The organism is Clostridium sp. UBA4548, from assembly GCF_002387895.1.
Classification (GTDB): Bacteria; Bacillota; Clostridia; order Clostridiales; family Clostridiaceae; genus Clostridium_J.
On sequence record NZ_DGLI01000029.1, the window covers coordinates 47,269 to 60,408 of the forward strand.

Annotated in this window: 11 protein-coding genes; 8 read left to right on the top strand and 3 right to left on the bottom strand. The window is 31.9% G+C overall.

The genetic code is table 11. The features are described from left to right. Positions 1 to 15: 15 nt before the first annotated feature. Complete coding sequence (locus tag B3040_RS12315; protein WP_291573716.1) at positions 16 to 1,239, bottom strand: ABC transporter permease subunit; 1,224 nt, start codon at positions 1,237 to 1,239, stop codon at positions 16 to 18. Then, complete coding sequence (locus tag B3040_RS12320) at positions 1,239 to 2,150, bottom strand: ABC transporter ATP-binding protein (protein WP_291573718.1); 912 nt, start codon at positions 2,148 to 2,150, stop codon at positions 1,239 to 1,241. Before B3040_RS12320 ends, B3040_RS12315 begins: the two co-directional genes overlap by 1 nt. Before the next feature lie 428 nt (positions 2,151 to 2,578). On the opposite strand from B3040_RS12320, the gene B3040_RS12325 reads away from it, so the two are divergent. From B3040_RS12325 to B3040_RS12355, 7 genes are all read left to right on the top strand, one after another. Next, complete coding sequence (locus tag B3040_RS12325; RefSeq protein ID WP_291573720.1) at positions 2,579 to 3,295, top strand: CBS domain-containing protein; 717 nt, start codon at positions 2,579 to 2,581, stop codon at positions 3,293 to 3,295. A gap of 414 nt (positions 3,296 to 3,709) precedes the next feature. Then, complete coding sequence (locus B3040_RS12330) at positions 3,710 to 4,615, top strand: putative selenate ABC transporter substrate-binding protein (RefSeq protein ID WP_291573722.1); 906 nt, start codon at positions 3,710 to 3,712, stop codon at positions 4,613 to 4,615. Positions 4,616 to 4,945: 330 nt separating this feature from the next. Then, positions 4,946 to 5,713: a phosphonate ABC transporter ATP-binding protein gene (locus B3040_RS12335; protein WP_291573724.1), complete on the top strand. Its 768-nt coding sequence runs from the start codon at positions 4,946 to 4,948 to the stop codon at positions 5,711 to 5,713. Further along, positions 5,706 to 7,346, top strand: a complete 1,641-nt coding sequence (locus B3040_RS12340) for a PhnE/PtxC family ABC transporter permease (RefSeq protein WP_291573726.1) — start codon at positions 5,706 to 5,708, stop codon at positions 7,344 to 7,346. Before B3040_RS12335 ends, B3040_RS12340 begins: the two co-directional genes overlap by 8 nt. A gap of 307 nt (positions 7,347 to 7,653) precedes the next feature. After that, entirely contained in the window at positions 7,654 to 8,181 is a 528-nt protein-coding gene (lepB, locus tag B3040_RS12345; protein WP_291573728.1) for a signal peptidase I, read from the top strand. 98 nt (positions 8,182 to 8,279) lie between these two features. After that, entirely contained in the window at positions 8,280 to 8,849 is a 570-nt protein-coding gene (locus tag B3040_RS12350; RefSeq protein WP_291573730.1) for a flavodoxin domain-containing protein, read from the top strand. Positions 8,850 to 8,861: 12 nt separating this feature from the next. After that, on the top strand, positions 8,862 to 9,407 hold the full coding sequence (locus B3040_RS12355; RefSeq protein ID WP_291573732.1) for a flavodoxin domain-containing protein: 546 nt from the start codon (positions 8,862 to 8,864) through the stop codon (positions 9,405 to 9,407). Between the two features lie 103 nt (positions 9,408 to 9,510). Here B3040_RS12355 and argS read toward each other — a convergent pair whose 3' ends face one another. After that, positions 9,511 to 11,280, bottom strand: a complete 1,770-nt coding sequence (argS, locus tag B3040_RS12360) for an arginine--tRNA ligase (protein WP_291573734.1) — start codon at positions 11,278 to 11,280, stop codon at positions 9,511 to 9,513. Positions 11,281 to 11,849: 569 nt separating this feature from the next. On the opposite strand from argS, the gene B3040_RS12365 reads away from it, so the two are divergent. After that, a complete protein-coding gene (locus tag B3040_RS12365; RefSeq protein WP_291573736.1) occupies positions 11,850 to 13,127 on the top strand; it encodes a hybrid sensor histidine kinase/response regulator in 1,278 nt (425 codons plus the stop codon). Positions 13,128 to 13,140 lie beyond the last annotated feature (13 nt).

Sequence of the window (13,140 nt, forward strand, 5' to 3'; positions counted from 1 at the left end):
AATAGCAGTTTAATATTAAATTAATATATCTTTCTTAGTAAACACAAAGTGTGCTATTAAGTAGCAAACTACTGTCCATCCAAGGAATATCATTACAGCTAATCCTAAGGTGGAACTAGGATTGTTAAACATTAAGGCAGTATGTCCTTTAATAACAGCACCCATATCTACATAAGATGTAAATACGTAGATTGCAAATTTCTTTAGGAAACCTACTAGGTTGAAAATAATAGTCATGGCAATTAAAGAAACAGTAGCAAGTCCCATGGATACCATACTACTCTTGAATAGTGCTGATACAAGGAATACAAAAGATGTACATGCTAATATATATAGTCCTTGGGTCAATAATAGTTCTATAGTATATTTCCACATAGGAATTATTTGAGAACTACCAGCTATAAGAGCTAGTGGATGGCCACCATTTGGCAGAAATACTGATTGATCAAAGGCATATCTTGCTCCAACCATAACTGGATATGAAGAATTTCCGAAACCATAAATCAAACCAACTACAAGAAAAGAAATTACTTCTACAGACATAATTAATCCTATAGCAGCTAAAGTTACTGCGATAAATTTCGAGAAAATAACTTTTCCTCTAGATACAGGCTGAGTTAATAGAAGCTTTAAGGTTGGAGGAGTACACTCTCCAGATACCATATCAGATGCAAAAATTGCAATTCCTATTACTAAGAATACCTGACCTAGAATACTTATTAATTTTTCAAGATATGAAAAGGCATTGAAATCATACTCTTCCATAGGTTTAATATTGTTATCCTTCAAGTATTTTAATTGTTGAAGTTCTTGCTCCCAACTGCCTTTTAATTCTTTGGAATTACCTTGATCTTCTTTTAGAGTTGTTTCAAGTTCTTTTATTCTAGTGTTCAAGTTTTCTTTCCAATCTACTTCTTTTCCACTTAAAGCTTTAAGTTTAGAAAGCTGATCTTTTAAGTGAACAGTATTTTCATCAAGATTTTTTAAGTATTCTTCTTTTTTTGTGGCATCATTTCTTACTTCTGGGGGAAGATTATTTTTTTGTTCTTCATTGAACTTGATATTTTCTTCAATATTTTGAATTTTAAATTCTGGTGTATTATATCTCTTCATGTTTTCGGAGTCTTTATAAAGACCAAAGGCTAAAACAATAGTAAGCAGCATAAAAGCTATAACAACCACTAGGGTTTTAACTCTCTTAAATAGCTTAAATAATTCATATTTAATTAGTGTTAACATTATCTAATACCTCCTTCCACAAGTTCCATATATCTTTGCTCAAGTCCATTATGCTTTTTATACACTTCATAAATATCTATGTTTTCACCAACAAGAGCTTTGATAACTTCTGGTGAAGAGTTTTTCTCAGTTACAACGGTAAAGGTATTATCTAGAGCAGAACAGCCTCTTACCATCTTTATATTTTGAAGTGCGGCAGTAGCTTTAGAGGAATCACCTACAACAATGGTTAGAGTTTCTGTTTGGTTATTTATGTTTCCATCAGCAATACTTTCTATTGCTTTAATTTCTCCATGGTTGATAAAGGCTACTGTATCACAGAGTTGTTGAACTTCGCTAAGAATATGAGAGGATATAAGTACAGCTGCATTAGTTTCCTTAACAGCCCTTTTTACTATTTCTCTAAAATCAATAATTCCAGTGGGGTCAAGACCGTTAGTAGGCTCGTCCAAAATAAGTAGTTTTGGCTTTGATAAAAGAGATGACGCTAGTCCAAGTCGTTGTTTCATTCCAAGGGAATATTTTCCTACCTTATCATCTATTCTTCCAGATAAATTAACTAACTCAACAATTTCATCCACATTTTTTCTTGGGATCTTTTTTATGTCAGCAATCATATTTAGGTTTTGCCTTCCTGTAAGGTAAGTGTACATTTCAGGATTTTCAACTACAGCGCCTACATTAGTTAAGGCTTTAACCCTATTAGTTCCAATGCTATTATCGCATATGCTAATATTTCCTTTATCCGCAGCGATAAGCCCTACCAGCATTCTAATAGTAGTAGTTTTACCAGCACCATTGGGGCCAAGAAATCCAAAAATTTCACCTTCTTTAATAGAAAAACTAATGCCTTTTATAATTTCTCTTTTACCTAGTTTTTTATAGACATTATTTACTTCAAGTACATTCATCAATAATTCTCCTTTCGACCATAGAATTAAAAAGTTAATTACATTTTAATATGTGATATAGAATAATAGCATTTACATAAACAGGTTTAACTTATTCAACGACTTTGGAAGGAGAGTTAAATTTTTTTAGGGAGTTTTGGGGAATATCCTTCCAAAATGCCGTTAAATAATTTTTGTGGAAAATTTCTTTACATACTTCACTGGAAGTTTGCTTAACACTACAAGAATAATTATAGCACCTATTATCCAGCAATTACCTGAATATTTACATAAAGTTTTCTTAAGAATTCCTTAAGAAAAGGTTAAGTATGGAAAGAATTAAGAAGAGAGCTTCAGATTTATAATTGAAGAGGTATTCATAAAATCATAAGGAAAGTGGTATAATTAAATTATTACTATTGAAGAAGAATAATTTTAAGGAGATGTACATGGATAAGAAGAATTCAGAAAGATTTTTAAGTGCTTTCATAAAAATTGAAGCTAAGCTTAAAGAAATAGTTGGCAATGATGTACACAAGGCTTTTTATCAATTGGTTGATAGGGCTGCAGTAAAAAATCCTGGCATTGAAAAATATAGAGGGACATTAAAAGAGTATGCCGAATTACGTAATGCTATAGTTCATAAAAGGATTGAGGATGAAGCTATTGCTGAACCACATATAAAAGTAGTTGAGGATTTAGAATTTATATGTGAGATGCTTACTAAACCTCTTACTCTAGAAAGTGAATTTCTTCAAAAGGTAGTAAAGTGTAGCTCTTATGACAAACTTAGTGTAGCTACGAGAAAAATGTTTAAAAATAACTTTTCTAAAATTCCAGTGTATGAGAATAGAAAATTTGAAGGGTTACTTACCACTGATAGTATAGCTAGATGGGTGGCTTACAACTTAGAAAGTGGAGTTGTATTTACCGAAGATGTAGATGTAGGAACAATTTTAGAATTTAGTGCGAATAAGCAAAGTTATACCTTTATCTCAAAAACAGCTACAGTATTTGAAGCTATAGATGTGTTTGAACATTGGTATAAAAAAGGACTTCGACTTAATGCAATTATCATTACAGAGTCAGGAGATAAGAATGAACCTCCATTAGGGATATTAAGTTTGTTCGACCTTCCTAAATTATATGATAGAATTTCTAAATAGGCTTATATTAGAGCAAAACCTTATACCTCTTCTATTTAATGAGGTATAAGGTTTTTTATATTGTACTTTAATGTAGAAAAAAGTCGAATAGATCAAGCCTCATCTATTGAGATTTTCAATTATACAATTTATTCTTCATATAATATAATTTATAAAGATATTAATTCAATATATTTTATAAGATTCGTAAAAAATTTGTAATTGGTGAAAATTTACTTTTGTATTTTCAAAACAATAACTATAAGGTAGAGCTTTCTATCTATTATGAACCAGTAATATGTATGAATTTACCTGACAAGAATAAAACTATGATTATTAAAATAAAATTGAATTTTTAGGAAAAATTTTTTGTTAAATAAAGCTTTAGATTAATCTTTAGAAAAAGAAATACTGATTATATGGAGGAAAATTTTTATGAAAAAAGTAATAGCAGCAGTTCTTGCTGGATTAATGATGTTTTCAGTTACCGCTTGTGGAAAGGGTGGACAGACTGAAACTGCTAAAAAAGAAACACCTACCTTTAAAATAGGCGCAATTCCAGATCAGGCTTCTGCAGAGTTAAATAGAAATATGGATGAAATGGCGAAATACTTAAGCGAGAAAACAGGGCTTAAGGTAGAGTTTGTACCTTCAGTAGATTATGCAGCATTAGTTACAGGGTTTGAAAGAGGAGAAGTTCAAATGGCTTGGTTTGGTGGACTTACAGGAGTTCAAGCAAGAGCTGTAGCGCCAGGTTCAGAGGCTATTGCACAAAGACCAATGGATGCCAAGTTTAAATCAGTATTCATAGCCCAAAAAGATTTAGAAGTTACTAAACTTGAGGATTTAAAAGGAAAAACTTTTACTTTTGGTAGTGAAAGTTCAACATCTGGAAGCTTAATGCCACGTCACTTCTTAACTGAAGCAGGAATTGACCCAGAAAAGGACTTTAATGGAGGACCAAATTACTCAGGCAACCATGATAAAACTATTGCACTTGTGCAAAGTGGTTCCTTCCAAACAGGAGCGCTAAATATATCAGTTTGGGAAAAATCTCTTAAGGAAAATAAAGTAGACTTAACTAAGGTTAAAGCTTTCTATACAACTCCAGAGTACTTTGATTATCACTGGACAATTAATACTCCAGAAAATATAGATAAAGTATATGGAGAAGGAACAAAAGAGAAGGTAAAGAAAGCAATAATAGACATGAAAGTTGATGGGGGCGGTTCACAAGCTGAGGTTTTAAAATTCTTCCAAACAGATAAGTTTGTAGAAACAAAAAATGAAAACTATAAAGCTATTGAAGAAGTAGGTAAAAAACTAGGAATGGTAAAGTAGTTTAATAGTATAGAATTATTTATATGAACTTGTTCAAAATGAACTTGTTCAAAATGAACTTGTTCATTAACTATAAGTAAATTACTCTTAATAAATGACTTTGGAGGGGCGCAAGCCTTGCCAAAGTTATTGTTTTAATATAGGTTTTTAGTTTGGCAGATTCTAGGTTTTCATGGTATATTATTTGAAGAAAAACAAGAGAATTTAAAATGAAAAACAGTCTAATTAGGACTAAAATTACTTGAATAAGCTACTTAATTTGGAGAAGCAAAAATTTAGTTTCTGATAATTTGGAGTTATAAGAAATGTAGGTAGATAGTGGGTGAAAAAATGAACACAAAAACTAATAATGTATTTGAAATTAATAATATATCAAAAAATTATGAAAGAAAAGTAGCACTAGAGTCACTTTCTATTAAGATAGAGAAGGGTGAGCTTATTGCTTTAATAGGACCTAGTGGAGCTGGAAAGACTACTTTATTAAACATTTTAGCTACAGTACTAAAGCCTGATAAGGGAGAAATATTTTTAGATGGTAGTAATATAAAAAGTTATAAAGGAGTAAAGGAGTTAGCAAAGAAGATAGGAATTATCCGTCAGCAATTTGATTTAGTAGGCTCCTTGCCTGTTATTCACAATGTGTTAGCAGGAAGACTTAAGGATTGGGGTTTTTTAAAATCTTTATTATCTTTATTGATTCCACAAGACAAGGAGTTAGCAATTAAGGCACTAGAAAGAGTGGGAATAGGAGAAAAGGCCTATGAGAGAACTTCCAAGTTATCGGGAGGAGAGCAACAAAGAGTAGCTATGGCAAGACTTTTAGTACAAAATCCTGAAGTAATTTTAGCTGATGAACCTGTATCCTCTCTAGATCCTGCTCGTGCTGAGGATATTTTATATACCTTAACAAAGCTTATAAGTGAAGAGGGGCAAACGCTTATAGCAAGTCTTCACTCTGTTGAATATGCAAAAAAGTATTTTAATAGAATAATTGCTCTGCGTGAAGGAAGGATATACTTTGACCTTCCGGCAGAAAAGGTAACAAGTGATATGCTTAAGGAATTATATGATTTGAAGGAGTTGAAGGAAGATGCGTAGTCTTAAATCAACCTTGGATTATCATAAGAAAAACATTTTAACTGTAATTCTTCTTTTAATGTTTATTTGGAGCCTTTTTTCGGTAACATGGAGCCCAGAGCTTATACATGCTGGTGGAAAGGCCACAATACTGCAGATTCTTAACGCTATTTTACATCCTAGGATAACTCCGGACCTAATAGAGCTTGCTATTGTTTCTACTTGGAGAACTCTAGCCTATGCAGTAGCAGGAATGACCTTAGCCTTTATATTTGCCTTTGTCTTTGGTATTTTAGCTTCTGGAGTTATGTCGGAAGGTGAAACTTCAAGAAAAATTTCTAAAAGTATATTCAGAGGGATTTTAGGCTTTATGAGAGCTATTCATGAATTAGTTTGGGCTTGGCTCTTTGTTGCAGCTATTGGACTGACACCCTATGCAGCCATTTTTGCCCTGGCTATTCCCTATGGAGGAACTTTAGGAAGGATTTATGCGGATATTTTAAATGATGTTTCTAAGGAGCCCATTAAAGCCCTAAGATCCTCAGGAGCTTCAAAACTTCAGCTTTTAATATATGGTTATCTACCTCTAGCTAAGGTAGATATGATTAGCTATACCATGTACAGATTCGAATGTGCAGTTCGTTCTTCAACTATTATGAGTTTTGTTGGCTTGGGAGGTCTTGGTTTCCAAATTCAGTTGTCTCTTCAAGACTTAAACTATAATGAGGTTTGGACTTTTATGTTCTTCCTAACAGCTTTAGTAGTTTTAATTGATCTTTGGAGTAATGTGCTTAGAAATAAACTAATTTCGGATAATCAGGGTAAAAGAAGAGTTAACTTTAGTAAGTTTTCACTAATTCTAGCTACAATAATAATTGTTGGTTCTTGGATATTTATAGTTGTAGTAGATAAGGCAGATTTTTTTGGACTATTTACAGAAAAAAATTATATGTATACTAAAAAATTCATAAGTGGCCTTCTTGGAGTTAGGGAAGCAAATCCAGCCTTTTTAAATAGTGAAAACTGGGGAAAAGCTCTGAAGCTTACATATGATACTCTTCAAATGAGTGTTATGGCTATTGGGTTTGCAACTATTGCAATGCTATTTACTGTAATTCCAGCGGCAAGAAATGTGGCTGATGGAACCTTAACTTTAAGTAAAAAGTGGTATAAATGGATTAGTTTTGGGGTAATACGATTTGTTTATATATTTTCAAGAGCAGTTCCAGAGTTAGTTTGGGCAATGATTATAGTATTTATATTTAAACCAGGGATTCTCCCAGGAGCCATAGCTCTTGCTATACACAATTTTGGTATCCTTGGAAAACTATGTGCAGAAGTTATAGAAGATTTAGATTTAAGGCCAGTTAGAAATATAGCGTCTTCTGGAGGAACACCATCACAAATGCTTTTTTATGGAGTAATTCCAGCGGCAATGCCTAAGTTTATAACCTACATTCTCTATCGTGGGGAAGTAATCCTTCGTACTACTATAGTAGTAGGTTTCGTGGGAGCAGGAGGCCTTGGACAGCAGTTTAAATTAAGCATGAGTTACTTTAAATATACAGAAATAACCTTACTATTACTTTGTTATTTATTACTTGTAATTCTTGCAGATTTATTATCTGAGGGATCAAGGAAGCTAAGTGAGTAAGAACACAAAACCGCAGAAATAAAAGTCTGCGGTTTTGTGTTTTACTTTTGTAGGTTAGTATAAACTATTTTATATGATCAGGAATAATTATCCATAGGGTTATTACAATGTAATATTACTGGTGATATAATTAATATAGGTATTAAAACTTTAGGGGTTTTAATGAATTTAGGAAAAGGGAAATGAAAAATTAAGAGATTCAACCATTGCAATGATTGCAGTTATGGCGGTAATTATTGTATTTTAAAATAAAGATGGGACATAAAATGGAATTAGGAGACATATTAGATGAGATAGGAGGGGTAAAATGAAGAAGTTAAGTATAAAGCGCAAGGAGGCAATTCAAACCTTAGGGCTTTTGATAGGTATACTATTAGTGAGAGTTTTTCTAATAGATAATGTAAGGGTAGAAGGACAGTCTATGTATCCTACTTTAAATATGGAAGAGTACAATGATAGGGTAGTTGTAGAAAGATATAAGCATTATACAAAGAATTACAAGAGGGGAGATGTTGTAATTCTAAAATCCCACAAAACTAATAATGATATATTTATAAAGAGAATCATAGGTCTCCCAGGAGAAACTGTAGAAATTAAACAAGGCAGGATATATATTAATAATAATTTATTAGAGGAAGATTACTTAAGTGATAATATGAATACTAATCCACAAATGAAGGTAATAGTTCCTCAAGACCATTTATTTGTTTTAGGAGATAATAGAGTAAATAGTACTGATAGTAGAATTATTGGCACAGTAGCTATAGACGATATTTTAGGAAAAGCAAGCTACAGATTTAACCTTATACACTTGGACTTTGAAAAATTAAAATAGGATATAGAGAAAAGGCCTATCTTTTATAGCGTAGTTAAGATATAAAGATTAAACTGGTTTAACTGTTACATATTAATTTTAAAAGTGAGGATGTATTTATGTTAGAGGGTAATAATAAGGTTCTAGTAATTTACAAATCAAAGTATGGAAGCACAAAACGTTATGCAACATGGATTGCTGAAGAGGTAAAAGGGGACTTGGTTGAAAGTGCTAAAGTTAAAATTGAAGACTTAGGAAAGTACCACACTATAGTTTTTGGAGGTTTTTTATATGCTGGAAGTATTAAAGGAATAAAGATAATTACTGATAACTTTCAAAGTATTAAGGACAAAAACGTAATAGTATTTGCTGTAGGGTCTTCCTCTGAAAAATCCAAGGAAGTAGAAAAGGTTTTTGCTACAAATCTTAATGGAGAACTTAGGGATGAAGTAAAGCATTTTTATCTTAGAGGGGCACTAAACTATAAAAATATGGGATTTATAGACAAAGTTATGATGGGGATGCTTAGAATAATGCTTAAAAAAGCTCTTAAAGGAGAAGTCTCCGCTGATGAGAGAGCTGAAATGGATGAAATACTAAAGGCTTATGATAATCCGGTAGATTGGACAGATAAGAAGGCTATTGAGCCTATGTTACAATGTATAAATAAAAATTTAAGCAAACACTAGAGGGGGATGTTTATGTCACAAGATGTTAACAAGGTACTTGTAATCTACAAATCAAAGTATGGAAGTACAAAACGTTACGCTAAGTGGATTGCTGAAGGGGTTAATGGAGATTTAATTGAGAGTTCTAAAGTTAAAAGTGAACATTTAAAGAAGTATGACACTATAGTTTTTGGTGGATTTTTACATGCGGTAGGAATTAGTGGAGTTAAGATAATTACTGAGAACTTCAAAAACATAGCAAATAAGAATCTTATAGTATTTGCTGTAGGTTGTACGCCAGAAAGAGAAAAGGACATAGAAAAAGTATTCTCAGCAAACCTTAAAGGTGAAATGAGAGGAAAAATCCAGTGTTTTTATTTAAGGGGAGCTTTTAACTATGAGAGTTTAGATTTTGTTGATAAGATGATGATGAATGCACTAAAAATAAAGCTTAAAAAGATCAAGGAAGAAGATTTGGACGAGGATGCTAAGGGTTTGTTAGAGTGCTATGATAATCCGGTAGATTGGACAGACAAGAAGTTTATTCAGCCCATAATAAAGTGTATAAATAAAAATTAAGATTTATTTTTTAGGTTATTTGAAAAATGGTTTCTTCATTGTATGAAGAAACCATTTTCTTTTGTAATATTTATACTAAAACTTTAAAAATCCTAAAGAACTATTACATTTTCTCAGGGGCCTCTATTCCAAGTAGGTCAAGACCAGCTTCTAATACCTTTTGAGTTAAGGTAATTAAGTTTAGCCAAGACATCTTCTTCTCCATATTTTCCTCTGCAATAATTCTATTATCATGGTAGAACTTATTAAATAAGTTAGATAAGTCATAGATGTAATCGCAAATTTTATTTGGAGATCTATCTTTAAAACTTAAGTTTACTACTTCATTGAATCTAGAAATTTTCAGCATTAAATCTCTTTCAGTGTTGCTGTAAGGGTTAAGAATTTCCTTAGAATTTGAAAGGGTTATTCCTTCAGCTTCAGCTTTTCTTAGAATAGATTTTATTCTAACTACTGTGTATAAAAGATAAGGGCCTGTATTTCCCTCAAAAGAAGAGAACTTATCCATATCAAAGATATAGTCTTTAGTAGCCTGGTTTGAAAGGTCACCATATTTAAGTGCTGCAAGACCTACTTTTCTTGAAATTTCTTCAACTTCTTCAGGTGTCATAGTATCAGTTTCTTTTAATTTATCTTTTACGTTATCTTTAATAATTTGAATTAAGTCTTGGAGTCTCATAACTCCACCTTCTCTTGTTTTGAAAGGTTTGCCGTCTTTTCCGTTCATAGTACCAAAGCCAATGAAGTCAAGAGTTGCATCTTCCTTTATAATATTAGTTTTCTTCGCACATCTAAATACTTGCTCAAAGTGTAGTCCTTGTCTTTTATCAACTACATAGATAATAGCATCAGGATTGTAATCCTTAACTCTCTCCACGATAGTAGCAAGGTCTGTAGTGCTATAAAGGGTAGCTCCATCAGATTTTAATATTATAATCGGAGGAACTGTATAAGTATCAGTTTCCTTAGCTACATCAATAACTAAAGCACCTTCACTTTCATAAGTAAAGCCTTTTTCCTTGAACAATTCTACCATTTCTGGAATGTATTTTTGGCAGTCACTTTCTCCCTTCCAAAGGTCGAATTCTACGTTTAAGTTTCCATAGTTTTTCTTTAAATCTGATATAGAAACATTTAAGATATGTCTCCAAAGAGCAACATAACCTCTGCGGCCGTTTTGAAGTTCAAAGGTAGCTTTTCTAGCAACTTCCATGGCCTTCTCATCAGATTTTGCAAGACTGCTAGCAGCAGGATAAATTTCTTCTAACTCGTCAATGGTAAAAGGTGCTATTTCAGGATACTCACCTACATAGTTTTCATCAAAGTAAGGTAGATCTGGATTACGTCTTTCTACTTCAGAAATTACCATGCCAATTTGAAGTCCCCAATCGCCTAAGTGAACGTCTCCAATCACCTTGTGGCCTAGATAGCGACCAATTCTTTTTATACTTTCTCCAATGATAGCAGCACGAAGATGCCCAACGTGTAGAGGTTTTGCAACATTAGCTCCGCCATAGTCAACAACTATAGTCATTGGATCCACATCACTAGAACAGCCAAGCTTTTCATCACCATACATATTATTTATGTAACTTGATATAAAGCTATCTTTTAAGTTTATATTTATAAATCCTGGGCCAGCGATAGACACATTTTCAAAGTTCTCTTCATTTTCAACTGCTGAAACAACTTCTTTAGCTATATCAATAGGAGACTTTTTATATTTTTTTGCAGCTGCCATTGCACCATTACATTGAAACTGGCAAAGGTCTGGTCTGTTTGATACAGTAACAGTACAAAGCTGCCTATCATAACCACATTCTTCAAATTTATCTTCCATTATAGTACTAATTTTTTTTATAAGTTTTTCCATAGTTTCCTCCTTATATAAGAATACTTATTATATTATATCTCTAAAGATAAGGGTTTTAGTCATTAAGTTTATAAAAGGCTAAAAATTTCTTAGTCTAGGCTTACTTGAAAAGGAGGGTTTACTAGATATCCTCCATATAAATAAATTATTTAACAAAGTTTGGGTGGTTAGTAGTAAATCTAACATATAAGAGATAGAATTACATAAACCTGTTTATCATTCATGCAAAAAATCTAAATGTTTTAAGGGAATAAGAATATTATCATATATTAGCAAAAATTAGAAGTTTATTCCAAGAAAAATACAAATAACCCCTTATTTAATGATGAATCCTTCGAATAATGTAAGGGATAATAGTATCAATAAAAATAATACACTAAAATTTACTAATAATACAACATAATATTTTTTCATAATATATAAGTATATTTTAGAAAATTCAATTAATTCCGTAAGAAAACTAGAAAAGATATGCTAATTAAGAGTAAACATTTTCAAGTGATTTGACATCCATTTCTAGTAGTGTAAAATATAACATGTATAGTTATGAGGGAAAACGGGGGATTAAAATGGTTAAAGAAGCTAATTACAGCATACTTATTGTGGATGATAACCATAATAATTTATTCACATTAAGAGAACTCATTAAGGAATATATAGATGCAGAAATCCTTGAGGCAGATTGTGGAGAGCAGGCCCTTACCATACTTTATGATAGAGCTGTAGATTTAATTATACTAGATATTCAGATGGAAGGTATGGATGGTTTTGAAATAGCCTCTTTAATTAAGAATAGAAAAAAGACTAAGGATATACCCATAGTATTTCTCACTGCTGCCTACAAAAATGATGAGTTCAGAAGTCGGGGATTTGAGCTTGGAGCAGTGGATTATTTAGTTAAACCAATTGATGAGTATCAACTCATAAATAGAATAAATGTATATCTTAAACTTATTGAAAAAGAAAGAAATTTAAATTTGCTTTTAGAACAAAGAGTTAGTGAGCAAGTAAAAGAACTTAGAAAAGCCAAGGAAGAGGCCGAGGCAGCAAATGAGGCTAAAAGTATGTTTTTAGCTAACATTTCTCATGAGCTTAGAACGCCTTTAAATATATTATTAAGCTCAGTACAGCTTATAGATCTTTATTTACATAATGACAAACCTTTAGTAAAAGAAAAACTAAGTGAGAAAATTGATATGCAAAGACAAAATTGTTACAGACTTTTAAGGCTTGTAAACAATTTAATTGATATTACAAAAATGGACGCAGGTTTCTTTTCTCTAAACTTTTGCAAGTGTAATATTGTTGAAGTGGTTGAGTCTATAACTATGTCTGTGGTTGATTATGTCAATAATAAGGGAATCAATTTGATTTTCGATACAGATATAGAAGAATTAATAATGTGCTGCGATTTAGATGCTATTGAGAGGATTGTACTTAATCTTTTATCAAATGCTATAAAGTTTACTCCAGTTGGAGGAGTTATTTTTGTTAACATCAGATCCTCTGAAGATAAAATAACTATCTCTGTAAAAGATACAGGAATAGGTATGGCTCAAGAAACCCTAGATAAAATTTTCGAAAGATTTAAACAAGGAGAAGAATTGCTTACAAGAAGAAGTGAGGGTAGTGGCATTGGACTAAGTTTAGTGAAGTATTTAGTAGAAATGCATAATGGACAAGTGTATGTAGAAAGCAAGTATAAGATGGGTAGTGAGTTTTTTGTGGATTTACCTATAAACAAGACTATACAAAGTGAATTTACTAGTAGCATACATAAGGAATGTAAGTTAAATAATAACGTAGTTGAGAAGATAAATATTGAATTCTCTGATATATACATATAAAAATGAGGAGAGG

Excerpts from the sequence above, each read along its gene's own strand:
- B3040_RS12330 (WP_291573722.1), top strand. The coding sequence starts at position 3,710 with ATGAAAAAAGTAATAGCAGCAGTTCTTGCTGGATTAATGATGTTTTCA.
- B3040_RS12320 (WP_291573718.1), bottom strand. The coding sequence starts at position 2,150 with ATGAATGTACTTGAAGTAAATAATGTCTATAAAAAACTAGGTAAAAGA.
- B3040_RS12340 (WP_291573726.1), top strand. The coding sequence starts at position 5,706 with ATGCGTAGTCTTAAATCAACCTTGGATTATCATAAGAAAAACATTTTA.
- lepB (WP_291573728.1), top strand. The coding sequence starts at position 7,654 with ATGAAGAAGTTAAGTATAAAGCGCAAGGAGGCAATTCAAACCTTAGGG.
- B3040_RS12315 (WP_291573716.1), bottom strand. The coding sequence starts at position 1,239 with ATGTTAACACTAATTAAATATGAATTATTTAAGCTATTTAAGAGAGTT.
- B3040_RS12365 (WP_291573736.1), top strand. The coding sequence starts at position 11,850 with ATGGTTAAAGAAGCTAATTACAGCATACTTATTGTGGATGATAACCAT.
- B3040_RS12325 (WP_291573720.1), top strand. The coding sequence starts at position 2,579 with ATGGATAAGAAGAATTCAGAAAGATTTTTAAGTGCTTTCATAAAAATT.
- B3040_RS12350 (WP_291573730.1), top strand. The coding sequence starts at position 8,280 with ATGTTAGAGGGTAATAATAAGGTTCTAGTAATTTACAAATCAAAGTAT.
- argS (WP_291573734.1), bottom strand. The coding sequence starts at position 11,280 with ATGGAAAAACTTATAAAAAAAATTAGTACTATAATGGAAGATAAATTT.
- B3040_RS12355 (WP_291573732.1), top strand. The coding sequence starts at position 8,862 with ATGTCACAAGATGTTAACAAGGTACTTGTAATCTACAAATCAAAGTAT.
- B3040_RS12335 (WP_291573724.1), top strand. The coding sequence starts at position 4,946 with ATGAACACAAAAACTAATAATGTATTTGAAATTAATAATATATCAAAA.